The 24,868-nt window shown below is 60.8% G+C and carries 25 protein-coding genes; 10 read left to right on the plus strand and 15 right to left on the minus strand.

Annotated elements, in window-relative coordinates; translation table 11 throughout:
* The first annotated feature begins 12 nt into the window (after nt 1-12).
* Nucleotides 13-213 carry a hypothetical protein gene (locus tag C3F38_RS26185; protein ID WP_102779890.1) on the plus strand — a complete coding sequence of 67 codons (201 nt, stop codon included), beginning with the start codon at nt 13-15 and terminating at the stop codon, nt 211-213.
* Nucleotides 214-290: 77 nt separating this feature from the next.
* Complete coding sequence (gene htpX, locus C3F38_RS13030; protein ID WP_033638291.1) at nt 291-1,169, plus strand: protease HtpX; 879 nt, start codon at nt 291-293, stop codon at nt 1,167-1,169.
* Nucleotides 1,170-1,220: 51 nt separating this feature from the next.
* Here the strand turns inward: htpX and C3F38_RS13035 are convergent, their stop codons facing one another.
* Nucleotides 1,221-2,615 (minus strand): MFS transporter, encoded by a 1,395-nt coding sequence (locus tag C3F38_RS13035; RefSeq protein WP_038877639.1) that lies wholly within the window; start codon nt 2,613-2,615, stop codon nt 1,221-1,223.
* Nucleotides 2,616-2,845: 230 nt separating this feature from the next.
* On the opposite strand from C3F38_RS13035, the gene kdgR reads away from it, so the two are divergent.
* Nucleotides 2,846-3,637 (plus strand): DNA-binding transcriptional regulator KdgR, encoded by a 792-nt coding sequence (kdgR, locus tag C3F38_RS13040; protein WP_055317137.1) that lies wholly within the window; start codon nt 2,846-2,848, stop codon nt 3,635-3,637.
* Nucleotides 3,638-3,683: 46 nt separating this feature from the next.
* Here the strand turns inward: kdgR and C3F38_RS13045 are convergent, their stop codons facing one another.
* From C3F38_RS13045 to phnR, 4 genes are all read right to left on the minus strand, one after another.
* Nucleotides 3,684-4,487: an ABC transporter permease gene (locus C3F38_RS13045; RefSeq protein WP_047727688.1), complete on the minus strand. Its 804-nt coding sequence runs from the start codon at nt 4,485-4,487 to the stop codon at nt 3,684-3,686.
* 2 nt (nt 4,488-4,489) lie between these two features.
* A complete protein-coding gene (gene phnU, locus C3F38_RS13050) occupies nt 4,490-5,353 on the minus strand; it encodes a 2-aminoethylphosphonate ABC transporter permease subunit (RefSeq protein WP_047727687.1) in 864 nt (287 codons plus the stop codon).
* 1 nt (nt 5,354) lies between these two features.
* Nucleotides 5,355-6,410, minus strand: a complete 1,056-nt coding sequence (phnT, locus tag C3F38_RS13055; protein ID WP_055312553.1) for a 2-aminoethylphosphonate ABC transport system ATP-binding subunit PhnT — start codon at nt 6,408-6,410, stop codon at nt 5,355-5,357.
* A gap of 209 nt (nt 6,411-6,619) precedes the next feature.
* The gene (phnR, locus tag C3F38_RS13060) at nt 6,620-7,339 is read right to left on the minus strand and encodes a phosphonate utilization transcriptional regulator PhnR (protein WP_038877627.1); all 720 of its coding nucleotides are present in this window, start codon (nt 7,337-7,339) and stop codon (nt 6,620-6,622) included.
* Between the two features lie 155 nt (nt 7,340-7,494).
* On the opposite strand from phnR, the gene phnW reads away from it, so the two are divergent.
* Both phnW and phnX read left to right on the plus strand, forming a co-directional pair.
* On the plus strand, nt 7,495-8,598 hold the full coding sequence (gene phnW / locus C3F38_RS13065) for a 2-aminoethylphosphonate--pyruvate transaminase (RefSeq protein WP_057523631.1): 1,104 nt from the start codon (nt 7,495-7,497) through the stop codon (nt 8,596-8,598).
* Nucleotides 8,599-8,607: 9 nt separating this feature from the next.
* Complete coding sequence (gene phnX, locus C3F38_RS13070; RefSeq protein ID WP_055317049.1) at nt 8,608-9,417, plus strand: phosphonoacetaldehyde hydrolase; 810 nt, start codon at nt 8,608-8,610, stop codon at nt 9,415-9,417.
* A gap of 64 nt (nt 9,418-9,481) precedes the next feature.
* On the opposite strand, the gene C3F38_RS13075 is transcribed toward phnX, so the two are convergent.
* The 4 genes from C3F38_RS13075 to C3F38_RS13090 form a co-directional block, all read right to left on the minus strand.
* Entirely contained in the window at nt 9,482-10,873 is a 1,392-nt protein-coding gene (locus tag C3F38_RS13075) for an L-cystine transporter (RefSeq protein ID WP_038877619.1), read from the minus strand.
* 181 nt (nt 10,874-11,054) lie between these two features.
* Nucleotides 11,055-11,603 (minus strand): metal-dependent hydrolase, encoded by a 549-nt coding sequence (locus C3F38_RS13080; protein ID WP_047727683.1) that lies wholly within the window; start codon nt 11,601-11,603, stop codon nt 11,055-11,057.
* Between the two features lie 424 nt (nt 11,604-12,027).
* On the minus strand, nt 12,028-12,693 hold the full coding sequence (gene hxpB / locus C3F38_RS13085; protein ID WP_055317050.1) for a hexitol phosphatase HxpB: 666 nt from the start codon (nt 12,691-12,693) through the stop codon (nt 12,028-12,030).
* Between the two features lie 64 nt (nt 12,694-12,757).
* Complete coding sequence (locus C3F38_RS13090; protein ID WP_038877614.1) at nt 12,758-14,038, minus strand: HdeD family acid-resistance protein; 1,281 nt, start codon at nt 14,036-14,038, stop codon at nt 12,758-12,760.
* A 185-nt stretch (nt 14,039-14,223) separates the two neighbouring features.
* On the opposite strand from C3F38_RS13090, the gene C3F38_RS13095 reads away from it, so the two are divergent.
* On the plus strand, nt 14,224-14,784 hold the full coding sequence (locus C3F38_RS13095) for a YniB family protein (RefSeq protein WP_038877612.1): 561 nt from the start codon (nt 14,224-14,226) through the stop codon (nt 14,782-14,784).
* 35 nt (nt 14,785-14,819) lie between these two features.
* Here C3F38_RS13095 and C3F38_RS13100 read toward each other — a convergent pair whose 3' ends face one another.
* The 6 genes from C3F38_RS13100 to ghoS all read right to left on the minus strand — a co-directional run bounded on the left by C3F38_RS13100 (nt 14,820) and on the right by ghoS (nt 19,903).
* A complete protein-coding gene (locus C3F38_RS13100; RefSeq protein ID WP_004931452.1) occupies nt 14,820-15,689 on the minus strand; it encodes a fructosamine kinase family protein in 870 nt (289 codons plus the stop codon).
* 237 nt (nt 15,690-15,926) lie between these two features.
* On the minus strand, nt 15,927-16,781 hold the full coding sequence (locus C3F38_RS13105; RefSeq protein WP_055312557.1) for a metal ABC transporter permease: 855 nt from the start codon (nt 16,779-16,781) through the stop codon (nt 15,927-15,929).
* Complete coding sequence (gene yfeC, locus C3F38_RS13110) at nt 16,781-17,641, minus strand: iron/manganese ABC transporter permease subunit YfeC (RefSeq protein WP_055317051.1); 861 nt, start codon at nt 17,639-17,641, stop codon at nt 16,781-16,783. Before yfeC ends, C3F38_RS13105 begins: the two co-directional genes overlap by 1 nt.
* Nucleotides 17,641-18,531: a manganese/iron ABC transporter ATP-binding protein gene (locus C3F38_RS13115; RefSeq protein WP_047727680.1), complete on the minus strand. Its 891-nt coding sequence runs from the start codon at nt 18,529-18,531 to the stop codon at nt 17,641-17,643. The genes yfeC and C3F38_RS13115 overlap by 1 nt, the downstream gene beginning before the upstream one ends.
* Entirely contained in the window at nt 18,528-19,472 is a 945-nt protein-coding gene (locus C3F38_RS13120; protein ID WP_038877601.1) for a metal ABC transporter substrate-binding protein, read from the minus strand. The genes C3F38_RS13115 and C3F38_RS13120 overlap by 4 nt, the downstream gene beginning before the upstream one ends.
* A gap of 131 nt (nt 19,473-19,603) precedes the next feature.
* Nucleotides 19,604-19,903, minus strand: a complete 300-nt coding sequence (gene ghoS / locus C3F38_RS13125) for a type V toxin-antitoxin system endoribonuclease antitoxin GhoS (protein ID WP_038877599.1) — start codon at nt 19,901-19,903, stop codon at nt 19,604-19,606.
* Nucleotides 19,904-20,012: 109 nt separating this feature from the next.
* Between ghoS and C3F38_RS13130 the strand changes: the two genes are divergently transcribed.
* The 4 genes from C3F38_RS13130 to C3F38_RS13145 all read left to right on the plus strand — a co-directional run bounded on the left by C3F38_RS13130 (nt 20,013) and on the right by C3F38_RS13145 (nt 24,845).
* Nucleotides 20,013-20,678, plus strand: coding sequence for a transglycosylase SLT domain-containing protein (locus C3F38_RS13130; protein ID WP_025159924.1), 666 nt, complete (start codon nt 20,013-20,015; stop codon nt 20,676-20,678).
* A 307-nt stretch (nt 20,679-20,985) separates the two neighbouring features.
* Nucleotides 20,986-21,711, plus strand: a complete 726-nt coding sequence (locus C3F38_RS13135; RefSeq protein WP_055317052.1) for a gluconate 2-dehydrogenase subunit 3 family protein — start codon at nt 20,986-20,988, stop codon at nt 21,709-21,711.
* A gap of 2 nt (nt 21,712-21,713) precedes the next feature.
* Nucleotides 21,714-23,495, plus strand: a complete 1,782-nt coding sequence (locus C3F38_RS13140; RefSeq protein WP_025302609.1) for a GMC family oxidoreductase — start codon at nt 21,714-21,716, stop codon at nt 23,493-23,495.
* 12 nt (nt 23,496-23,507) lie between these two features.
* A complete protein-coding gene (locus tag C3F38_RS13145; protein ID WP_055312559.1) occupies nt 23,508-24,845 on the plus strand; it encodes a cytochrome c in 1,338 nt (445 codons plus the stop codon).
* The last annotated feature ends 23 nt before the right edge of the window (nt 24,846-24,868 follow it).

Genomic DNA, 24,868 nt, shown 5'->3' on the forward strand with positions numbered 1-24,868 from the left:
GGCGAGCGCTGCGTGAGCGAAGGCGGTGAGAGCCTGGCGGCCATAAAAAGTGTGCGGGCAATTTTTCTCGACGTCATTTTGCGTGGCCAGGAATTTTTTCTGAGAAATCTCTCCGCCTTGCGCAACAATCGTTTACAATTTGCCAAATCCCGGTCGCGCGTCGTTTTTGTAAAGTTTCGTATTTTTAGTAGGTTAATGACGCGCGACTCTTGAAACTGTGACGAATGCCCATACGATCTAGGGTATCTTAGACAGCGTTTTGTTAACATTTATGAGGAAGTAAACATTTTATGATGCGTATAGCTCTGTTCCTGCTCACCAACCTGGCGGTGATGTTGGTTTTCGGGCTGGTGCTCAGCCTGACAGGAATCCAATCCAGTAGCGTTCAGGGCCTGATGATCATGGCCGGTCTGTTCGGCTTCGGCGGCGCTTTCGTGTCGTTGCTGATGTCCAAGTGGATGGCGCTGCGCTCCGTCGGCGGGGAAGTGATTGAACAACCGCGTAACGAAACCGAAAACTGGCTGCTGGAAACGGTGCGCCGTCAGTCGCAGCAGGCGGGCATCGCCATGCCGCAGGTCGCTATCTACCACGCGCCGGACATCAACGCCTTCGCCACCGGCGCACGCCGCGACGCCTCGCTGGTCGCCGTCAGCACCGGCCTGCTGCAGAGCATGAGCCGCGACGAAGCGGAAGCGGTCATCGCGCACGAAATCAGCCACGTCGCCAACGGCGATATGGTGACCATGACCCTGATTCAGGGCATCGTGAACACCTTCGTCATCTTTATTTCGCGCCTGATCGCGCAGGTCGCCGCCGGCTTCCTGGGCAACCGTGATGGCGAAGGGGAAGGCAACGGCAACCCGATGATTTACTTCGCGGTGTCGATGGTGCTGGAACTGGTGTTCGGCATCCTGGCAAGCATCATCACCATGTGGTTCTCGCGTCACCGCGAGTTCTACGCCGACGCCGGCTCCGCCAAGCTGGTGGGCCGCGAGAAGATGATCGCCGCCTTGCAGCGTCTGAAAACCAGCTACGAACCGCAGGAAGCGGGCAGCATGATGGCGTTCTGCATCAACGGTAAATCCAAGTCGTTCAGCGAGCTGTTCATGTCGCACCCGCCGCTCGACAAGCGTATCGAAGCGCTGCGTTCCGGCCAGTACCTGAAGTAATCGGCTGAATGAAAGGAAAAACCCCGGCTCGCCGGGGTTTTTTTATGTCCGCTATTTCACCTCGCGGCTTGGCTGCGCCGTTGGCGCCGTCGATTGGGTGATGCGCAGGCTGCTGACCGCCGCCGCCAGAGTGGCGAACACACCGGCCAGGATCAGCGATGCGTGGGTGCCGGAGGTGGGGAACAGGTTGAACATCAGCGCCACCAGCGCGGCCCCCGAGGTTTGCCCCAGCAGGCGAGCGGTGCCCAGCATGCCGCTGGCGCCGCCGCTGCGGTTACGCGGCGCGGCGGAGATGATGGTGTGATTGTTGGGCGACTGGAACAGGCCGAAGCCGGCGCCGCACAGCACCATGCGCCAGATGATGTCCCCATTCGACGGATCCGCGGGCAGCAGCGCCAGCGAGAACAGCCCAAGCGCGAACACCGCCAGCCCAATGCAGCCCAGCAGGCCGGCGTGCACGCGCTCCACCAGCCGGCCGGCGATCGGCGCCATGACTACGATCGCCAGCGGCCACGGCGTCAGCAGCAGCCCGGTCGCCACTTCGTCGCGGCCCAATGCGCTTTGCAGGAAGAACGGCAACGACACCATCGCCAGCATTTGCGCAGCAAACGAGCAGATTGAGGTGCCCATCGACAGGGCGAAGATCGGGATGCGCAGTAAATCGACCGGCAGCAGCGGAAATTCCTGGCGCAGCTGGCGGCGCACGAACACCGCGCCAATCGTCAGCAGCGCGGCGATCTCGCTGAAGATCAGCGTCAGGCTTTGGCCCTGGGCGAAGCCGCTGATGGCGGTGATCAGCAGGCCGAAAGTCAACGCGTTCAGCACGGCGCTGGTGGGATCGAAACGGCGGTTATCGCTTTTTTGGCCGTTGGCCGGTAGGAACTTCATGCCCAGCAGCAGCGCGACGAGGCCGATCGGCAGGTTGATGGCGAACAGCCATTGCCAGGAAGCGACCGACAGGATCGCCGCCGCCACCGTTGGCCCGGCCGCCGAGGAGCAGGCGACGATCAGCGAGTTGATGCCCATGCCGCGGCCGAGAAAACGCTGCGGATAGATGATGCGGATCAGCGCGGTGTTGACGCTCATGATGGCGGCGGCGCCAAAGCCTTGCAGCACGCGGGCGATGGTCAGCGTAAGCAGCGAGTCTGACAGGGCGCAGAACAGCGAGGTAATGCTGAACACCAGCAACCCGGCCTGATAGATGCGGCGATAGCCGATCAGATCGCCGAGCGACGCCAGCGACAGCAGAGACACGGTGATCGCCAGCTGATAGGCGTTAACCACCCAAATGGAGCTGGCCGGGCTGGCGTTGAGATCGCGTGCGATGGTGGGCAGCGCCACGTTGGCTATCGCGCCGTCGAGCACGGATACGGTAATGCCGAGGGCGATGGCGAAGATCGCCCCATAGCGTTGCGGGACGGGGAGGCCGTCGGAACAAGGACGCATGTTGGTCTCAGCGGTATTTATTCAGGGGAGTATTATCATGCTAATCATATTCGTCCGTGATTGCATGCCCCTTGTCCGCTTTATTGTAAACGGCGGTGAGTGGACCGGGGTTATCCATTAGGCTTCAATCGCTTAGCGTTCAGCCGCGTTGCGCGCCGCGATCTGTTCCGATTATACTGAAACCCTTGTTTAAATTTCCTGAAACAAAACCGTTAAGTAGGGTATTCACCATGGCTAACGCAGATTCAGACAAGCAACCGGATGCCGTCTCATCCGTGATGAAAGTGTTCGGCATTTTGCAGGCGCTTGGCGATGAGTGCGAGATTGGCATTACCGAACTGTCCCAGCGGGTGATGATGTCCAAAAGCACCGTCTACCGTTTTCTGCAAACCATGAAAGCGCTGGGCTACGTCTCGCAGGAAGGCGAGACGGAAAAGTATGCGCTGACGCTCAAGCTGTTCGAGCTGGGCGCCAAATCGTTGCAGAATGTCGATCTGATCCGCAGCGCCGACGTACAGATGCGCGAGCTGTCGAACCGCACCCGCGAAACCATCCACCTCGGCGCACTGGACGAGGACGGTATCGTCTATATCCACAAGATAGACGCAATGTACAACCTGCGCATGTATTCGCGCATCGGCCGCCGCAACCCGCTGCACAGCACCGCCATCGGTAAAGTGCTGTTGGCCTGGCGCGATCGGGATGAGGTGGCGCAGATCCTGTCGCAGATTGAATTTACCCGCAGCACCGAGCATACCCTGACCAGCGCCGCCGAACTGTTGCCGGTGCTGGAGCGGGTGCGCGAGCAGGGATACGGCGAAGATGCCGAGGAGCAGGAGGCGGGGATCCGCTGCATCGCGGTGCCGGTATTCGATCGGTTCGGGGTGGCGATCGCCGGGCTGAGCCTCTCTTTCCCGACGCTGCGTTTTTCCGAAGCGGCGCGGGAGGAGTATGTGGCGCTGCTGCACGTCGCCGCCCGGCGCATCAGTGAACAGCAGGGCTATCACGACTACCCGTTCTAACCCTTCGCTTCGATGAACAAGGCGCTGCCATGGCAGCGCCTTGTTGCTATTTTGCGCCCGGCGTCAGCCGCTGCGCAATCCGCTCCAGCACTAACATCAGCAGCAACGTGGCCGCCACCAGGATCATGGTCAGCGTCGCGCCGTTGGCGATGCTGCCGCGATCGGTCAGGCTGAAGATAGTGACCGGCAGCGTCGCCCAGCTCGGTGGGTAGATCATCATGGTCGCGCCCAGCTCACCCATTGACAGCGACAGGCTGAGGGCGAAGGCGGAGATCATATAGGGAGCGATCATCGGCAGGGTGACGTGACGCAGGCGAAACAACGGCGAAGCGCCCAGGCTGGCGGCGACGTTTTCGTAGTCGCTCGAAAGCCGGGTCAGCCCGGCCATCACGTTGCCGAAGGTGAAGGCGGAAATCAGCACGAAGTGGGCGACGGGCACGATCAGGAAGGTACCGTTCATCTGCAGCGGCCCCTGGCTGAATGCCACCAGCATCCCTAACCCGATCGACACCGAAGGCACCGCGCTGGGTATGAAGAACAGCGTACTCAGCAGGCGCTGGCCGCGCCCCTGATAGTGGCGCAGCGCCAACGCCGCCCAGGTGCCACACAGCAGCGCGAACAGGCTGGCGCTGAAACCGATAGCCAGGCTGGAGACCAGCGCGTCCCAAGAGGCGCCACTGAAGGCCTGGTGGAAATGGCTGAGGGTGAAGCCGCTCGGCAGCACGCCGTTCCACTGTTCGCTCAGGCTGGACATCAGGATCACCGCCAGCGGCAGGCAGAAGAACAGGGCAAACAGCGTGACCGCCAGCGTGCAGGCCAGGGTGCGGCCGGTGCGAGACCAAATCAACATCGTCAGTTCCTCAGCCCGGCGCGCGCCGCGGCGTAGCGGTAAAGGGAGAACAGCCCGAGCGACAGCGCGATATTCACGACGGCGATCGTGCAAGCGACGGCGTAATCCGACTCCAGAATTGCTTTGGAGTAGACCATCATCGGCAGCGTGGTGACGCCCTTGGCACCGATAAACAGCACGATGCCGAACTCATTGGTGGTCAACAGCAAACACAGGCTGCCGCCGGCCAGCAAGGCCGGCAGCGCGGCGGGCAAAATCACCTGGCGCACCACGCGCCCCGGCCGGGCGCCGAGGATGCTGGCGGCCTCGAGCTGGCTGCGATCGATCTGCGACAGCGCCGCCATCAGCGGGCGCATCACCAGCGGCGTAAACACGGTGATTTCCGCCAGGATCACGCCCCAAATGGAGTAAAGAAAGTCCACCGGCGGCAGGGTAAAACCGAAGGCCGCCATCAGCGTGCCGTTCAGCAGGCCGGCGGATCCGTAGATAAAGGTGAAGGCCAGCGTGATCAGGAAGGTCGGCATGGCGATAAAGGTATCGATCACCCGGGCGATCAGCCGGCTGCCGGGGAACGGCGTAAACACCAGCAGCAGCGACAGCAGGGTGCCGAGCACCAGGCAGCCCAGCGTCGCCAGCAGCGCAATCTGCAGCGTGTTGAGCAGGGCGCCGACAAAGCGTCGGGATTCGAACACCTGTTGCAGCGCGGCGGCGCTGAACAGCCCCTGATCGTCGGTAAACGCCTGTTTGACGATCAGCGCCAGCGGATAGAAAAACAGCGTCGCCAGCACCAGCAGCGGCAGCAGGATCCACAGGCGGCGCGGCAAGCGCAGCCGCAGAGCCGGGTGAATAAGCGTAGAGTCGGTCATGTCAGTCCTCGATCAGTACCGCGTCGTCGGGGGCGAAATAGAGCGGCACGCGCTCGCCGATCTGGGGCATCCGGCTGCGATGGGTGGTGACCACGCGCAGCGGATGGCCTTGCGCGTCGAACTGCAGGTGCGTCAATTCCCCCTGCCAGTGAATATCGCGCAGCGTACCGATGAGGCAGTTGCTGCGCTGGGCGTCGGCATCGAGCGCAATATGCTGCGGCCGAATACACAGCAGTTTGTCGAAACCGCGTTGTGCGCCATAGGTAAAGCAGCCGATCACTTTGCCAGCGCAGCTGACGGTGGTCATGCCTTGCCCGGTAGTGGTCTCCAGCGCGGTGGCCGGCAGCAGGTTGGCGCGGCCGAGGAACTCGGCGGCGAAGCGGTTCGTGGGATGGTGGTAAAGCGCGCGGGTCCCGCCGTGGGCGATCAGGTGGCCGTCGCGCATGATGCCAATCTTGTCCGCCAGCGTCAGCGCTTCGCCCTGATCGTGGGTGACGTACAGGATGGTCAGGTCAGGCAGTTCGCGGTGCAGGCGGGCGATCTCTTCCACCATGCTGTGGCGAATTTGCGCGTCCAGCGCCGACAGCGGTTCATCCAGCAGCAAGACTTTGGGGCGCACCGCGATGGCGCGGGCGATCGCCACGCGCTGCTGTTGGCCACCGGAGAGCTGGCTGGGATAGCGCTTGGCGTAGGCGGACATGCCGACGATGGCCAACGCCTCTTCGACGCGCTCGGCGGTGAGGCCGCGCGGCTTGCCCTGGGCGCGCAGACCGAACGCCACATTGTCTTCGACGCGCATATGCGGAAACAGCGCGTAGTTCTGTACCACCATGCCCAGGCCGCGCTCATAAGGTGGCACGTCGGTGACATCGACGTCACCGATGGCAATACGCCCGGCGGAGGGCTGCACGAAGCCGGCGATCGCCCGCAGCACGGTAGTTTTGCCCGAACCGGAGGGGCCGATCAGCGCCAGCACTTCGCCGGGGGCGATGGTGAGCGTCAGGGGTTTCAGCACCTCGGTGCCGCGATACGACACGCTGACGCGGTCGAGCTGAATGCCCGACGGCCCACGACCAGACGAGAAAGTTTCATAGCTTCAGCCTCACTGTTGCGGGTTAATGTGAAACTGGTATACACCAGATATGCGGCCAAGCTAATCGGCGAATATGACAAACAAATGAAAGCGGCAAAATAGAGTTGCCGGCAACGGAGATTGGGCGTGGGAGAGAAAAGGGGGCGGCAGGCGCAGCCCCGTCATGCTGGGGGTTAAAGCGTATCGACTTCGATGCGCAGGCTGTCGTGGCGCCAGTATTCGATATCGAAATCGAGAATGCGGCCGTGCTGATCGTAATTCAACCGGCGCAGCAACAAGGCGGGTAGGCCGACCATGGCGCCGAGCGCGTTGGCGGCGCGGTAAGGCAGGGCCGTCGGATAGAACGACAGATGCATGTTGCTGTAAATCAACGCGTAATGCTGTTGATAGACCTCGGTCAGGCTGCCGTTGAGATCGTGGCTGAGCAGTGCCGGCACCCGCTGCGGCAGGCAGTGGTTTTCGCAATAGCAGATGGCGCGGCCGTCGGCGTAACGCACGCGGCGCAGCAGATACACCTGATCGAACGGCTCGAGCGCCAGCGGCTGCATCACGTCGAGCGGCACCGTGGTTTTCTCGCCGGACAGCAGCGCGGTGCGCGGCGTTCGCCCCTGCTCCTGGCAGAGGCGGTGGAAGTTGGTGTTCTGCGTCGGATCCAGCCACAGCCGTTCCGGCGTGACGAACCAGCCGCGGCGATCGGCGCGGTAGATGGCGCCGGTGGCCTCCAGCTGCGCCAGGCTCTCGCGAATGGTAACGCGGGTGGTGGAGAAGATGGCGCACAGTTCGCGCTCCGAAGGCAGCTTGTCGCCCGCCTGCAGCGCGCCGCGGGTGATGCGCGCCTGAAGCTGATCCTTGATCTGCAGGTAGTGGGGCATATCGCCCTGATGTTCTTTCATTTCATCTCGCTATGGCATCGGCCCGACATTCCGGCACGCGCTTATTATACATAGCCAGATGAATTTTTTGTTTCACCGCGCTTTGTCGTTTGACCGGGGAAGGAATTTGCCGCCACAATGCCTGTAATCTGGTATAGACCAAATAGGCAAATAACATGTCCGATCGTAACTACCTGCTGTTGACCCCCGGCCCGTTGACCACGTCGAAAACGGTAAAAGAGGCGATGCTGTTCGACAGCTGCACCTGGGATGAAGATTACAACCTGGGCGTGGTGCAAAGCATCCGCCAGCAGTTGGTGGCGCTGGTGACGCCATCCGCCGGTTACACCTCGGTGTTGCTGCAGGGCAGCGGCAGTTTTGCGGTGGAAGGCGTGCTGGGCACGGCCATCGGCCCGCAGGACAAGCTGCTGATCGTCAACAACGGCGCCTACGGGGCGCGAATGATCGAAATGGCGCGGCTGATGGATATCGACCACCACGCTTTCGACTGCGGCGAGGTCAATGAGCCGGACGTGGCGGCGATGGAGGCGGTGCTGAAAAACGATACGCGCATCAGCCATATCGCCATGGTGCACTGTGAAACCACCACCGGCATGCTCAACCCGCTGCAGAAGGTCGCCGGCCTGGCGGCGCGCAACGGCAAGACCTTTATCGTCGACGCCATGAGCAGCTTCGGTGGCATTCCGCTGGATGTGGACGCGCTGGGCATCGATTTTCTGATCAGCTCCGCCAACAAATGCATTCAGGGGGTGCCGGGGTTCGCTTTCGTCATCGCCCGCCGCAGCGAGCTGGAGAAATGTGCCGGCCGTTCGCGCTCGCTGTCGCTGGATCTGTATGCCCAGTGGCGCTGTATGGAAGACCAGGCCGGCAAATGGCGCTTTACGTCGCCGACCCACACCGTGTTGGCCTTTGCGCAGGCGCTGAAAGAACTGGAACAAGAGGGCGGCATTGCCGCGCGCCACCGCCGCTATCAGACCAATCAGCGGCGGCTGGTGGCGGGTATGCGCGAACTGGGCTTTGAGACTCTGCTTGATGATGCGTTGCATTCGCCGATCATCACCGCGTTCTATTCGCCAAAGGCCGACACTTACCGCTTCGCCGAATTTTATCAGCGCCTGAAGCAGCAAGGGTTTGTGATCTATCCCGGCAAAGTGTCGCAGAGCGACTGTTTTCGCATCGGCAACATCGGGGAAATTTACCCGCAAGATATCGAACGTTTGCTGGCGGCCGTCGGGCAGGCGATGTACTGGAATCAATAAGGATTGACCATGAAACAGATCAACGCAGTGATCCTCGACTGGGCCGGCACCACGGTGGACTTCGGCTCCTTTGCGCCAACGCAGATTTTTGTCGAGGCATTCAAACAAACCTTCGATATCGACATCAGCCTGGCGGAGGCGCGCATTCCGATGGGGCTGGGTAAATGGCAGCACATCGAGGCGCTGGGCAAGCTGCCGGCGGTCGACGCGCGCTGGCGGCAGAAGCTGGGCCGTTCGATGACCCATCAGGACATCGACGCGCTGTATCAGGCGTTTATGCCGCTGCAAATCGCCAAAGTGATCGACTTCGCCGATCCCATCGAGGGTGTGCCGCAGGTGATTGCCGGGCTGCGCGAACAGGGCATTAAAATCGGCTCCTGCTCCGGTTATCCGCGTGCGGTGATGGAGGTGCTGGTGCCTGCCGCCGCGCAGCGCGGCTACGCGCCAGATTACTGGGTCGCCACTGACGATCTCGCGGCCGGCGGGCGGCCAGGGCCGTGGATGGCGTTGCAGAACGCGATCGCGCTGGGCATCGATGCGGTGGCGCACTGCGTGAAGGTGGACGACGCGGTGCCGGGCATTGCTGAAGGGGTGAACGCCGGGATGTGGAGCGTCGGATTGGCGCTGTCCGGCAATGAGTTTGGCGCGACCTGGCAGGAGTACCGCCAAATGGCGGAAGGTGAGATAGAGCAGCGCCGTACGGCGGCCGCCGATAAGCTGTACGCGGCGGGCGCGCACTATGTGATAGACACGCTGGCGCACTTGCCGGGCGTGATTGCCGACATCAACCGGCGGCTGGCGAACGGCGAGCGGCCGTAACGACCGAGCGCGGGGCATAAAAAAACCGGGGATAATCCCCGGTTTTTTTCGTTTTGAGACGGCGTTAACGGTGAGCCAATTCGACTTCGTCTTCGCTGTCCATCACGGCTTTGTCGGTTTGCTTCATCAGCTGGCTGGTGATGGTGCCTGCCGCCATGGAGCCGTTGACGTTCAGCGCGGTACGGCCCATGTCGATCAGCGGTTCGACCGAGATCAGCAGCGCGACCAGCGTCACCGGTAGGCCCATCGCCGGCAGCACGATCAGCGCGGCGAAGGTGGCGCCGCCGCCCACGCCCGCTACGCCGGCGGAGCTGATGGTGACGATGCCGACCAGGGTGGCGATCCACACCGGATCCAGCGGGTTGATGCCGACGGTCGGCGCAACCATTACCGCCAGCATTGCCGGGTAGAGGCCCGCACAGCCGTTCTGGCCGATGGTGGCACCGAACGACGCCGAGAAGCTGGCGATGGATTCCGGCACGCCCAGGCGGCGGGTCTGCGCTTCCACGTTCAATGGAATGCTGGCGGCGCTCGAGCGGCTGGTGAAGGCGAAAGTGATCACCGGCCACACCTTGCGGAAGAACTTCATCGGGTTAACGCCGGTGAAGGCCAGCAGCACAGCGTGCACCACGAACATGATGGCCAGGCCGATGTACGAGGCCACCACAAAGCTGCCGAGCTTGACGATGTCGTGAATGTTGGAACCGGCGACCACTTTGGTCATCAGCGCCAGCACGCCGTACGGCGTCAGCTTCATGACCAGACGCACCAGCTTCATCACCCAGGCCTGCAGGGTGTCGATAGCCACCAGTACGCGCTCGCCTTTCGGCTTGTCGTCTTTCAGCAGCTGCAGCGATGCCACGCCGAGGAAGGTGGCGAAAATCACCACGCTAATGATCGACGTCGGGCTGGCCCCGGTCAGATCGGCGAACGGGTTTTTCGGGATGAACGACAGCACCATCTGCGGCACGGTCAGGTCGGCCAGTTTACCCACGTAGTTGGTCTGGATCGCCGTCAGGCGCGCGCTTTCCTGCGCGCCCTGCACCAGGCCTTCGGCGGTCAGGCCGAACAGGTTGGTGACCAGCACGCCCACCAACGCCGAGATCAGCGTGGTGAACAGCAGTGTGCCGATAGTCAGGACGCTGATTTTGCCCAGAGAAGAGGCGTTGTGCAGCTTGGCCACCGCGCTCAGGATCGAGGCGAACACCAGCGGCATGACGATCATTTGCAGCAGCTGCACATAGCCGTTGCCGACGATGTTGAACCAGCTGATGGATTCTTTCAGCACCGGGTTGTCGGAGCCGTACACCAGCTGCAGGCCCAGGCCGAACACCACGCCGACCACCAGGCCGACCAGCACTTTTTTCGCCAGGCTCCATTGCTTGTGGCGGGTTTGCGCCAACAGCAACAGGAGCGCGACAAACACCAGCACGTTAATCACGAGCGGAAGATTCATCCCCAATGTCTCCAATAATCTTTCTTATAAAAACGACTACGCATCACGTATGTCGCGATGTAAATATCGTAACAGTTTGCCGAGTGGCCTACTTATATCCAAATGGAATTTGATATAGCTTTTTGTGTGTTCTTGTTCGTTTTATATACATGAAGGTGATGAGTTGAGCGGATTTTTGTGATCAGAGTCTGATATTTCTGATTTGTTCGACATAGGATTGCACCGGCAGGGTGAAATCACCTTGCCAACAGATGGCAAACGCCACCAGGCACAGACACAGCACGCGCTCGAGCTGGTTGCCTTTTTGCGAGTTGAGCAGCGGCAGGCGAAAACGCCAGCGGCATGGCCACAGCAGCGGAACGCCGGCGGGAGTGAGCATATCGGCCAGCAGATGGCTGAAGTAACCGATGATCATGGCGTGCAGCGCGTCGGCCGGGATCGGCCAGCTGCGCGGCACGTCCAGCTGGAACAGCGCCATGCCGCCGGCGATCGCCAGCAGGCTGTGGGTGAAGCCGCGGTGGCCGAAGGCGCGGGCGATGGGCAGGGCAATCCAGCGCAGACGCTGGCCCAGTATCGACTTGGGGTGATCGATGTCCGGCAGCAGCGAGGTCAGCAGCGCGGCGGGAATGATGTGCCACCAGTCGCCGGTAGCCAGCTCTGGCGTCACTTCCGCCTTCTTGGCGAAGATCGCGCAAGCGACAGAGAATATAAGGTGTCCTTCCGCGGTCATGCTGTTGCGATTCCGGCTGGTAAACTGTTAATTTATCCAGTATATGGGAAAATTCCCAGTAGTGGAAGCAGTTACCCTGTAACCAATTGTTTATTTTTCCCGGTTTTACAACGGCTTGTTACGGCAATGCGTAACAAATCATCGCTTTTGACGGGCGTGAACAAAAAGCGGGCAATGGGCGGTGCGAAACGGAGAGAAACAAGGGCGGTTTTCAGTACGCAGCGGCGGGAGGAAGCGGCGGCCGCGAAGAGCGCTGCGTGGCAGTGACAACGTTCCGCGGACCGTCGCTTTCCCTGTCGCCCAGCATAATAACAACAGCATGCCGATTCAATAATAATGAAACGCTGTTTCGTTTGTTTTGCTGCACGGATCCCTTTTATGGCGCTGAGCGGAAAGCCGGGGCGCCGGTGGCCGGCGCCGCAGGTCAGGCAAAATGGGCGGGGGTGAGCTGTTCCAGGGTCTCCAGCTGGTGGTCCGCCAGGGCCCAGCGCGGATCGTGGCGATATTCGGCGGCCGGGATCACGATGGAGCGCATGCGCGCGGCCTTGGTGGCGATCATGCCGTTAAAGGAGTCTTCCAGCGTGATGCAGCGCAGTGGATCGCTGCCCAGCCGTTCGGCGGCGATCAGGTAGACCTCCGGGTGTGGTTTGCTGTACGGCAGGTATTCGGCGGAAACCAGCTGATCGAAGTAGCCCTCAAGATCGAACATCTTCAGCACCTGCTGTTGCATATGCAGCGGCGAGGCGGAGGCGAGACCGATGTTCAGCCCCTGCTCGCGGCACAGTTCCAACGCCTGCCGGACGCCCGGCAGCAGCGGGCGCGTCTCGTGCACCAGCTCGATGGCGCGTTCGATAATCCGTGCCGACACCTCATCGAGCGAAACCCCTTGCCACGGCATCGCCTGGTACCACATTTTCACCACCAGATCGATGCGCAGCCCCAGGGTGTCCGGCAGTTTGTGGCGATCGGACAGATCCAGACCCAGTGCGCCGAAGACATCCAGCTCGGCCTGCAGCCACAGCGGTTCCGAGTCGATCAACAAGCCGTCCATATCAAAAATTGCGGTTTCAATGCGTTGCGAATAAGCCATTAACGGTTAACTCCTGCCGGCGCGGGTGAATGTGCCCGACACTCTATCATCGCCGACGGCGAGACTAAAATCTTTGCCTGCGCGTTTGGCTTTTGCCAAAGCGAAGGATATTCCACATCTCGCGCAACTTTAGCCACCAGCGTTGGTGTTGGCGCTCGGTAACCTGTTGCAACATGCGCGCATAGTCCAGCACCAATCCCGGCGTCCAGGTCATGCTTTCGCCACGGCTGCGTAGTACCGCCAGCATCCACAGATTGGGATCCAGCACCAATAACAGAAAACGGCGCCACAGATGTTTATCGCCCAGCACGCCCTCCAGCGCACTGTCGAGCGCGCCGATGACCGTGGTGGAGCAGTTACGCCGGGTCAGGTTGTAAGTCGCATCCTGTCGGTAGCGTAACCAGAATGCGCGCAGCGCCGCCGGGTTATAGCGATAGAACTGAATTTTCTTGTCCGGGGGGCACCAGGCGGCGATCTCGCCCGACAGGTCGGACAGGAAACGTCCGTCGACGTTGTTCTGTTCGCCGGCATGCAACAACTGGCGGAAATCCTGAACGGAATGGCTGATGTCGTTGAGCGGGTAGTGACTGATATACACATCCGGCGCGAGCGCCAGGGCGGCATGACCGGTGGAGATATTGCCGCCGTTGTCGACCGCCGCGATGTATCGGTCGACGATGTAACGCCGGCGCGGATCTTTAGCCGCACCAATCGGTGTCCAGACATACACCGTGAGCGGCGCAGTCTCATCCGCCGGGTGTGGTGGCTGCCGGGTTGGGTGCTGATTCAGAGAAAAGCTTGTCAGTCTGCGGGCGATGCGCAATAAAGCCCAGCCGGAAAGCACCATCATCACGCCGAGGCAAAAGGGCACCGTCATCCGATGCGGCGCCGGCCAGCCGACAAAAATCATCAACGAAAGCAGGATTTCGCCGCCGCCCGCCAGCGCCACGGCTTTCCATCGGCTGTGTTGAATCACCGTGGAGGAGGCGATGCGCACGGCGCCGTCAAGCAGCAGCGCGCTGCCAAACACCACGGTGGCGACGATGTTATCGTCTGCGGGCACGTCCAACATTAAAAAGGCCATAAACACGAAGCCCAGCCCCTTAAGCAGCACCGGCCGGCTGGCCGAAGAGCCGATCACCAGCGCGGCGGATATCGCCACCAGCCCCTCCAGCGCCAGGATGACCGCCAGCGCATCCAGCGCCAGCACGGACCGGCCATCCTGCAGGATGTCGAACAGCATCAGCGCCCCTGCGGCTACCCACAGCCAACCGAACAGCACCAGCAGGCGGCGCTGGCCGTGCAGCGCCTGCGCGCCCAGCAATAAGATAATCAGTCGAATCATGACGCCCTCTGGTTAAACGGGTAACCTTATCTCTTCAATGATAGTGCGCGAACGTCGTTAAGCAGTTGATTTCGGCGAATTCGGCTAAGCTTGTAGCACAGCGGGAATGAAGAAAACGGTGGGCGAGTTTCGCCAACTGCAGGTAGACTTAGCCGATTCGGTTACGTCGCTAACAAGGGGAACACATGACGTATCAACAGGCCGGGCGTATCGCCATTTTGAAACGCATTCTCGGATGGGTGGTTTTTATCCCGGCGTTGCTGTCGACGCTGATTTCCGTGCTGGGCTTCATCTATCAGCACAGTGAAAAAACCAAGGGCATCAACGCGGTGATGTTGGATTTTGTTCACGTGATGGTGGACATGGTGCGTTTCAATACGCCGTTCCTGAACCTTTTCTGGTACAACTCGCCGGTGCCTGACGTGGATAAAAGCCTGTTCAGCGGCGCTAATCTGATGTTCATCATCATCTACATACTGATCTTCGTCGGGCTGGCGCTGCAGGCTTCCGGCGCACGCATGTCGCGCCAGGTCAAGTTCATCCGCGAAGGGTTGGAAGACCAGATGATCCTGGAGCAGGCCAAGGGCAGCGAAGGGCACACGCGCCAGCAGCTGGAGGCGCGCATCACGCTGCCGCACCACACCATCTTCCTGCAGTACTTCCCGCTGTATATCCTGCCGATCGTGATTGCGGTGATCGCCTGGTTCGTGATCCGCCTGTTGGGGCAGCTGGCCGGCGCGGCCTGAACCATGAACGGGGCGCCGAGCGGCGCCCCGGAACGTTATGACGCCTCGGGCTGCAACAGCGCCTCCACCGCGCGTTGCGCCGCCACCAGATGCTGGCCACCGAACAGGTTGCTGCGGTTGAGCAGGTAGTACAGCTGATACAGCGGCTGGCGCTCGATAAATCCGGCCCCCAGCGGCCATACGCTCTGATAGCCGTCGTAGATCTGCGGCGGCAGCTCGGGGTACAGCGGCAGCATCGCCAAATCGCACTCCCGGTCGCCCCAGTAGCTGGCCGGATCGAACAGAATCGGCCCGTGGGCGGTCATCGCGCAGTTGCCCGGCCACAGGTTGCCGTGCAGCAGCGAAGGCTGCGGCTGGTGGTGCTGCAAGCGCAGATACACCCGATCGACGATGTCGTCGATGTCACCAAAGGTCATGCCTTTCTCGGCCGCCAGCTGCAGCTGCCAGCCGATGCGCTGTTCGGCGAAGAATTCCGACCAGCGGCGCTGCCAGGCGTTGGGTTGCGGGGTGGTGGTCAGATCGCTGTCGAAGTCGAGGCCGAACTGCGGTTGCTCGCTCCACTGGTGCAGGTGCGCCAGCTGCTGGCCCAGACAGTAGGCGCCGTGGGCGTCGAGGGGTTTCAGCTGCTGATACTCCAGCAGCAGGAAGCTGTAGTCGCGATCGCTGCCGACGCCGTACACTTCCGGCACCCGCACGCTTTTGCTGCGCGCCAGCAACGCCAGCTGATCGGCCTCGGCGGTGAATATCGGCAGTTGTTCACGGGCGTCGCATTTCACGAACACCTCGTTGTCACCGTAACTCACGCGCCACGCCGGGTGAATGTCGCCCCCGGGCAGTTCAATCCTTTCGCGTATCTCTGCGCTGCCAAGATGTTCACTTAACAGACGGCTAACGGCTTGCCACATGGTATTTCCCCCTCTGTGCTGCCTGATAATTCATTAGGTTAGCGTCTTTCCCGTGGTGAAAACACGACGCGGCGCACAGCCGGCGTCAAAGGCGGCGATTTTTTCAGCGCCTCGCCAGCTCAAAGTATATACCCTATTGATTAATTTAAGCGCAATACCGGTTGCAACTTGATGACAACGACGCGATGAGCGGGGGGAGGCGATGCGGCGAGCAGAGGGCATCGCCGCATCGGTGAGTTAACCGCCGGTGAGAGCGCTTTGGTTACGCTGTAACGGACGCAGCTTGCTGTACAACAAGGCGATAACGAACAGCACGGCCTGTACGATGACGATGCAGGGTCCGGTGGCGCCGTCGATGTGGAAGCTGATCAGGGTGCCGAGCACACAGGAGAACACCGATACTATCGTCGCCACCATCAGCATGCGGTCGAAGCGGCAGCACAGCATAAAGGCGATGATGCCGGGGGCGATCAGCATGGCGATCACCAGGATTACCCCCACAGCCTGCAGCGAGGCGACGATGGTCATCGCCAGCAGGCACAGCAGCCCGTAGTGCAGCAGCTTGACCGGCAGGCCAATCACCCGTGCATGATGCGGATCGAAGCAGTACAGCATGAAGTCTTTACGCTTGAGCAGCACCACCGCCAGGGTGATGCCGGCGATCAGCAGGGTTTGCTTCAGCTCGCCGTCGGTAATGCCCAGCATGTTGCCGAACAGAATGTGGCTCAGGTGCTGGTCGGTATCGATGCGCGAGAACAGCACCAGGCCGAAGGCGAACATGCCGGAAAAGACGATGCCCATCACCGTGTCTTCTTTCACCCGGCTGTTCTCTTTCAGGTAGCCGGTGGCTACCGCGCAAAAGATGCCGGAGAGGAACGCGCCGATCGCCAGCGGGATGCCGACCACGAACGCCACCACGATGCCGGGCAGCACCGCGTGCGAGATGGCGTCGCCCATCAGCGACCAGCCTTTGAGCACCAGATAGCAGGAGAGCACGGCGCACACTACGCCGGTGACGATGGCGGCGACGATCGCCCGCTGCATGAACGGGTAGGCGAAGGGTTCGCTGAGCAGTTGATACAGGGTGTCCATCAGCGGCCTCCGGTTTGCGAATGCGCCACGCGGCGCCGGGACGCCAGCAGGCCGTGTTTCGGCGCGAAGAAGAACGCCGCCAGGAACACCAGCGTTTGCAGGGTGACAATCACGCCCCCGGTGGCACCGTCGAGGAAGAAACTCAGGTAGGCGCCGACGCCGCTGGTCAGCGAACCGATGATGATGGCGATGATCACCAGCCGGCTGAAGCGATCGGTCAGCAAGTAGGCGGTGGCGCCCGGCGTGATCACCATGGCGATCACCAAAATGGCGCCGACGGTTTGCAGCGCGGCGACGGTGCAGGCGCTAAGCAGGGTGAAGAACAGGATCTTCAGCTTTAGCGGCGACAGGCCGATCGACACCGCGTGGCTTTCGTCGAAGAACACCGCCAGCAGGTTTTTCCACACCAGGCACAGGATCAGCAGCGAAACGCCGATGATGATTTCCACCTGCAGCACGTCTTCATCGGCGATGCCGAGGATATTGCCGAAGATGATCGACTGTACGTTGACCGCGGTGGGGTTGAGCGACACGATCAGCAGGCCGACGGCGAAGAAGGTGGAGAAGATAAAGCCGATGATGGCGTCTTCGCGCAGCCGGGTGATGTGGCGCACCAGCGTCATCGCCAGCGCCGCCAGCATGCCGGTGAAGAAGGCGCCGGCGGCATAGGGCAGGCCGAGGGCGTAGGCGCCGGCTACGCCGGGCACCACTGAGTGCGACAGCGCGTCGCCCATCAGCGACCAGCCTTTCAACATCAGATAGGCGGAGAGGAACGCGCAGGCGGCACCGACGATGGCGCTGACCCAGATGGCTTTCACCATGTAGTTATAACTGAAAGGCTGCAGCAGAAGGTCCAGCATCAGGATTGTTTCTCCCTGGCCTGGCTGTTGGCCGGCGGATCGCTCTTGGTGTGGCCGTAGAACACCGCGGGGCGCTCATCGTCGGTTAACACCGTAACGGTGCGCGGATCGTTGTCGTCGTGCAGATCCGGGCCGGAGAGGTTGATATGGCGCAGCACGCCGCCGAACGCCTGTTCCAGGTTGCTCTGGGTGAAAGTGGTCTCGGTCGGGCCGGCGGCCAGCACCGTGCGGTTGATGAGGATCACCCGATCGCAAAACTCCGGCACGCTGCCGAGGTTATGGGTGGAGACCAGGATCAGGTGCCCCTCGTCGCGCAGCGCGCGCAGCAGCTCGATAATGGCGTTCTCGGTTTTTACATCCACGCCGGTGAACGGCTCGTCCAGCAGCAGTACCGTGCCCTGTTGCGCCAGCGCGCGCGCCAGAAACACGCGTTTTTTCTGGCCGCCGGACAGCTCGCCGATCTGTCGGCTGCGCAGCTCGCTCAGGCCGACGCGCTCCAGCGCCTTGTCGACCCGCAGCCGGTCTTCGCGCGACGGGATGCGCAGGAAGTTCATCTTGCCGTAACGGCCCATCATCACCACGTCTTCCACCAGCACCGGAAAGTTCCAGTCGACGTCTTCTGTCTGCGGCACGTAGGCGATCAGGTTCTTTTTCAGCGCGTCCGCCACCGGTTTGTCGCTCAGCGACACCTGGCCGGCAGTGGGCCTGACCAGGCCCATGATGCTTTTGAACAGCGTCGATTTGCCGCTGCCGTTGACGCCGACCAGCGCGCAGATCGAACCGCCGCTCAGGGTAAAGCTGGCGTTATGAATGGCGGTGTGCCCGTTGTTGTAGGTTACGGTGACGTCGTCCACGTTCAATTCTGGGCGGACAAACGGTTCATGGGTCATTGATCGAATCCTTTGGCGATGGTTTGCACGGTGGTGTTGAGCAGGTCGATATAGGTCGGCACCGGGCCATCGCGGGTGGACAGCGAATCCACGTACAGCACGCCGCCGTATTTGGCGCCGGTCTCTTTCGCCACCTGCTTGGCCGGCTTGTCGGAAATGGTGCTCTCGCTGAACACCACCGGAATATGGTGGGCGCGCACCGCGTCGATCACCCGACGCACCTGCTGCGGCGAGCCTTGTTCATCGGCGTTGATCGGCCAAAGATAAACTTCTTTCAGCTGGTAGTCCTGCGCCAGATAGCTGAAGGCGCCTTCGCTGGTCACCAGCCAACGCTGTGCGGCAGGAATGCGCGCCAGGCGTTCGCGCAGCGGGGCGTCCAGCGCGCCGATCTTCTCTGCGTAGGCCTTGGCGTTGCGGTTGTAGGTTTCCGCATGGGCCGGATCGTGCTCTACCAGCGCCTTACGGATGTTCTCTATGTACACCAGCGCGTTGCTCGGCGACATCCAGGCATGCGGGTTCGGGTTGCCGTTATACGGCCCTTCGCGGATCGGCAGTGGGGTGATGCCTTCGGTCACGACCGCCGCCGGCACCTGCTTGATGTTCTCGAAGAAGCGCTGGAACCAGCGTTCCAGGTTCATGCCGTTCCACAGGATCAGATCGGCGTGCTGCGCCTTGACGATGTCGCGCGGGGTAGGTTGATAGTCGTGGATCTCGGCGCCCGGTTTGGTGATGGATTCTACCACGGCGGCGTCACCCGCCACGTTCTGGGCGATGTCCTGAATGATGGTAAAGGTGGTCACCACGCGCAGCTTCTTTTCCGCCAGCGCGTGTGGGCTGGCCACGGCGGCGCCGAGCAGCAGGCAGGCGAGCGTGAAAGGGCGTAACAGTGCGGCAGCGCGGGGAAGGCGACTGCGGCGAAAAGTGCAACTTATCAATGGCATGATGACGTCTCCTGGTTCAAATGAAAATGATTATCAATATCAATTGAAGCGAAGTCAAGCGTCACTTGCCCACCGCCGGCGGGGTATTTCTCCAACTGAAAAAATAATACCGTCCGGGGAGTTATAGCATTTTATGTATCAGTATGTAACCGCTGAAGGTAGTCCTTACAGCTGCATATCGCCACCTCCGGCTGTTTTCCCAAGGCCAACTGCCCAAACCCCTGCGCCAGCCGCTGTACATCCTCTTGATCCAGCACGGTTATAAACGCAAAACTGTTGCTGCCGAGTTCGTGGTGAACGCCATTCTCGTCTGTCACCGACGTGACAAAACCCTCCCGCGTCAATTGCCCGGTCAGCTTCGCCAGGTCGGTCAATCCTTCTTCCTGATAGCGAAAAGTCACCACAAAGCAGCTTGTTGCAGATTGACTCATAAATCACCTCTTGGTATATGGATAGCTTGAGATTAGTCCAAAAAATTACTGCAGGTGTCCTTACAAGTTGTATATGCTACGCAACTCATTGAAAGGAGTGAGGGATTCTGTGAAAACAAAAATAGGTTGCCTTACGGCAATTTTACTTTTGTCGGGGTGCGCCAAAGACCCGCAAACGGCAAGCAATATTTCAGGCAGTGGCACAACGCGCGGCGGTTGGTTAAAACCCCCTCCGCAGGCACCGGTAAACCGCACAGGCACGCCGGTTGTCTATAACGATTACATTCGTCAGGCCGCCAGCAACTATGGCGTCGACGAAACGCTGATTAAAGCGATTATTCAGGTGGAGTCCGGGTTTAACCCGAACGTGGTCAGCACCTCGAACGCAGTGGGATTGATGCAGCTTAAGGCTTCTACCGCCGGCCGCGACGCCTATCGCATGAAAGGACGAAGCGGGCAACCCAGCTCGCGAGAGCTGAAGGATCCGGCGGTCAATATTGATCTGGGAACGGCCTATATCAATATTCTTCAAAGCCAGCAGCTAGCCGGGATCAACAACCCACAGACTTTGCGTTATGCCACCATCGTTTCGTACGTGAACGGGGCGGGCGCCATGTTGCGCACCTTCTCCTCGGACAAGCGCGTGGCGGTCAATCGCATCAATCAGATGAGCCCGGATGAGTTTTATCAGCACATCCAGAAAAAGCACCCGGCACCGCAGGCGCCGCGCTATTTGTGGAAGGTGACCACCGCCTACCAGGCGATGTCGCAGTAACCCTCCATCCTGTCGAATCGGCCGCTGAACGCGGCCGATTTTGTTTCCGGCGCCGTTCCAGTGCGCGACTTACTTCTCATTTTTCGTTATTTCCTCACTGCTTATCAGAAAAACCGCACAAAAAGTTAAATTTACGGTAGTAGATAAATCTTTACGTTCATTCAATAAGTTACCGGTAACATTTTTGCTTTTGCGCGCATTGTGACCTTCAATAAATATACAAATAAGTAACAAATTATTTTAAAAACCCGTATCGATCGCAAGGTTGCGGTTAAATAGTTGTGACTATCTTTGGATGGAATGTGACATGTCGAACCATAAAACCAACAATTCGCGGCGCGATTTCTTGTTGAAATCGATGACCTTAATTCCTGCGGCGGTAATTGGTGGCAGCGGCGTTGGCGCGCTGACGGCACCGACACCGGCGGTCGCGGCCTCGAACACCACAACGCAGAACGATTACCAACCGACCTTCTTCACCCCGGAAGAGTGGGCCTTCATCAAGGCCGCCGTCGCGCGCCTGATCCCGGCCGATGAACGCGGCCCCGGCGCACTGGAAGCCGGCGTGCCGGAGTTTATCGATCGCCAGATGAATACCCCGTACGCCACCGGCGCCATCTGGTACATGCAGGGGCCGTTCAACCCCGATGTGCCGAAGGAGATGGGCTATCAGCTGCCGCTGGTGCCCAAGCAAATCTACAACCTCGGCATCAGTGACGCCGACGCCTACAGTAAGAAAACCGCCGGCAAACCCTTCGCCGAACTGGATGGCGCGCAGCAAGACGCCATGCTGCAAAAGTTTGAGTCCGGCGAGGCGGAGTTCCAGCAGCTGCCGTCGAAACTGTTCTTCTCCTATCTGCTGCAAAACACCCGCGAAGGTTTCTTCAGCGATCCTATCCATGGCGGCAACAAAGACATGGTGGGCTGGAAGCTGATTAATTTTCCGGGCGCGCGCGCCGATTTTATGGACTGGGTTGAGCGAGGGGAGCGTTATCCCTTCCCGCCGGTCTCGATTCGTGGGGAGAGGGGCTAATTATGGCAACGGTAATGAAAAAAGTAGACGCGGTGATCGTCGGCTTCGGCTGGGTGGGCGCGATCATGGCCAAAGAGCTGACCGAGGCCGGCCTTAACGTGGTGGCGCTGGAGCGCGGCCCGATGCGCGATACCTATCCGGACGGGTCTTACCCGCAGGTGATCGACGAGCTGACCTATAACATTCGACGCAAGCTGTTCCAGGATCTGTCGAAAAGCACCGTCACCATTCGCCACAACAGCAGCCAGACCGCGGTGCCTTACCGCCAGCTGGCGGCGTTCCTGCCGGGCACCGGCGTCGGCGGCGCCGGCCTGCATTGGTCGGGCGTGCATTTCCGCGTCGATCCGATCGAACTGCGCATGCGCAGCCACTATGAAGAGCGCTACGGCAAAAACTTCATTCCGAAGGACATGACCATACAGGACTTCGGCGTGACCTACGACGAGCTGGAACCGTTCTTCGACAAAGCGGAGAAAGTGTTCGGCACCTCCGGCACCGCCTGGACCATCAAAGGGCAGAAAGTGGCGCAGAAGGGCGGCAACCGCTTTGCGGCGGATCGCTCCAGCGACTTCCCGCTGCCGGCGCAGAAAAATACCTACTCCGCCCAGCTGTTCGAAAAAGCGGCGCTGGAGGTGGGTTATCACCCATACAACCTGCCGTCCGCCAATACCTCGGACTCTTACACCAACCCGTACGGCGCGCAGATGGGCCCGTGCAACTTCTGCGGTTTCTGCAGCGGCTACGCCTGCTACATGTATTCCAAAGCTTCGCCGAACGTCAACATTCTGCCGGCGCTGCGCATGGAAAAACGCTTCGAGCTACGCACCAACGCCAACGTGCTGAAGGTCAACCTGACCGACGACAAGTCCCGCGCCACCGGCGTGAACTACGTCGATGCGCAGGGCCGCGAGATTGAACAGCCGGCCGATCTGGTGATCCTGGGCGCGTTCCAGTTCCACAACGTGCACCTGATGCTGCTGTCCGGCATCGGCAAGCCTTACGATCCGGTGACCGGCGAAGGCGTGGTCGGGCGCAACTTCGCCTACCAGAACATGACCACCATCAAGGCGTTCTTTGATAAAGACGTGTTTACCAACCCGTTCATCGGCGCCGGCGGCAACGGCGTGGGCGTGGACGACTTCAACGCCGATAACTTCGACCACGCCAAAGAAGGCTTCGTCGGCGGTTCGCCATTCTGGGTCAACCAGGCGGGCACCAAGCCGATCTCCGGCCTGCCGACCCCTCCGGGCACCCCGGCCTGGGGCAGCAAGTGGAAAGCGGCGGTGGCGGATGCCTACACCCATCACGTTTCGATGGACGCCCACGGCGCGCACCAGTCGTACCGCAACAACTATCTGGATCTCGATCCCAACTACAAGAACGTCTTTGGCCAGCCGCTGCTGCGCATGACGTTCGACTGGCAGGAAAACGACATCAAGATGGCGCAGTTCATGTACGACAAGATGGCGCCGATCGCCAAGGCGATGAACCCAAAACTGATCGCCGGCAGCCCGAAAAACGCCAACAGCCACTTCGACACCACCAGCTACCAGACCACCCACATGAACGGCGGCGCGGTAATGGGGGAAGATCCGAAGACCAGCGCGGTCAACCGCTATCTGCAGAGCTGGGACGTGCACAACGTGTTCTCGATCGGCGCCTCGGCCTTCCCGCAGGGGCTGGGCTACAACCCGACCGGCACCGTGGCGGCGCTGGCTTACTGGTCTGCCCGCGCTATTCGCGAGCAGTATCTGAAAAACCCAGGCCCATTGGTGCAGGCATAAGGACGGCGAACGATGAAAGCATTTGTACCGGCACTGGTTCTCAGTGCAGTGAGTTTTTCCGTTTGGGCGCAGGACGCCACCGTCAGCAGCGAGCTTATCAAGCGCGGTGAATACCTGGCGCGTGCCGGCGACTGCGTGGCCTGCCACACCGACGGCAAGAGCGGCAAAACCTTCGCCGGCGGTCTGGCGATGGAAACGCCGATCGGCACCATCTATTCCACCAACATCACGCCGGACAAGAAAACCGGCATCGGTGATTACAGCTTCGAAGATTTCGACAACGCGGTGCGTAAGGGCGTAGCCAAAAACGGCAGCACCCTGTACCCGGCAATGCCGTACCCGTCGTTCGCGCTGGTGAAAGAGGAAGACATGCGCGCCATGTATGCCTATTTCATGCACGGCGTGCAGCCGGTGGAGCAGGCCAACAAGGATTCCGACATCCCGTGGCCGCTGTCGATGCGCTGGCCGCTGAGCATCTGGCGCGGCATGTTTGCGCCGTCGCCTGCGGACTTCGTGGCTGATGCCAAGGCCGATCCGGTGATTGAGCGCGGCCGTTATCTGGTGGAAGGCCTGGGCCACTGCGGCGCTTGCCATACCCCGCGCAGCATCACCATGCAGGAAAAAGCGCTGAGCAACAGCGAAAGCGACGACTATCTGTCCGGCAGCAACGCGCCGATCGACGGCTGGGTGGCTTCCAGCCTGCGCAGCGACCGTAAGGATGGCCTGGGCAGCTGGAGCGAAGCCGAGCTGACCGAGTTCCTGAAAACCGGCCGTAACGACAAGGCGATCGTGTTTGGCGGCATGAGCGACGTGGTGGAGCATAGTCTGCAATACCTGAGCGACGACGATCTGACCGCCATCGCACGCTACCTGAAATCGCTGCCGCCGAAAGACGGCAAGCAGCAGGCGGCTCCGGTCGAAGACAGCGTGGCCAAGGATCTGTGGCGCGGTGACGACAGCAAGCCCGGCGCGGCGCTGTATGTCGATAACTGCGCGGCCTGCCACCGCACCGACGGCGTGGGCTACAAGCGCGCCTTCCCGTCGCTGAAGGGCAACCCGGTGGTGCAGACCGAGGACGCGACCTCGCTGATCCACATCGTGCTGACCGGCAACACTACGCCGGCGGTGCAGGGGGCGGTGTCCAACATCACCATGCCGCCGTTCGGCTGGCGTCTGAACGATCAGCAGGTGGCGGACGTGGTGAACTTCATCCGCACCAGCTGGGGCAACAGCGCCAAACCGGTGAGCGCCTCCGACGTGGCCGACGTGCGTAAAGACCGCTCGATGATCCGCGACGAGAAGGCGATGGGCAGCGCCGAGGTGCCGGACCATCCTGACGCGAAGAAGTAAACCGCTTAAGGGCTCCGCAAGGG

It is taken from the genome of Serratia sp. SSNIH1 (assembly GCF_002935055.1).
Taxonomy (GTDB): Bacteria; Pseudomonadota; Gammaproteobacteria; order Enterobacterales; family Enterobacteriaceae; genus Serratia; species Serratia nevei.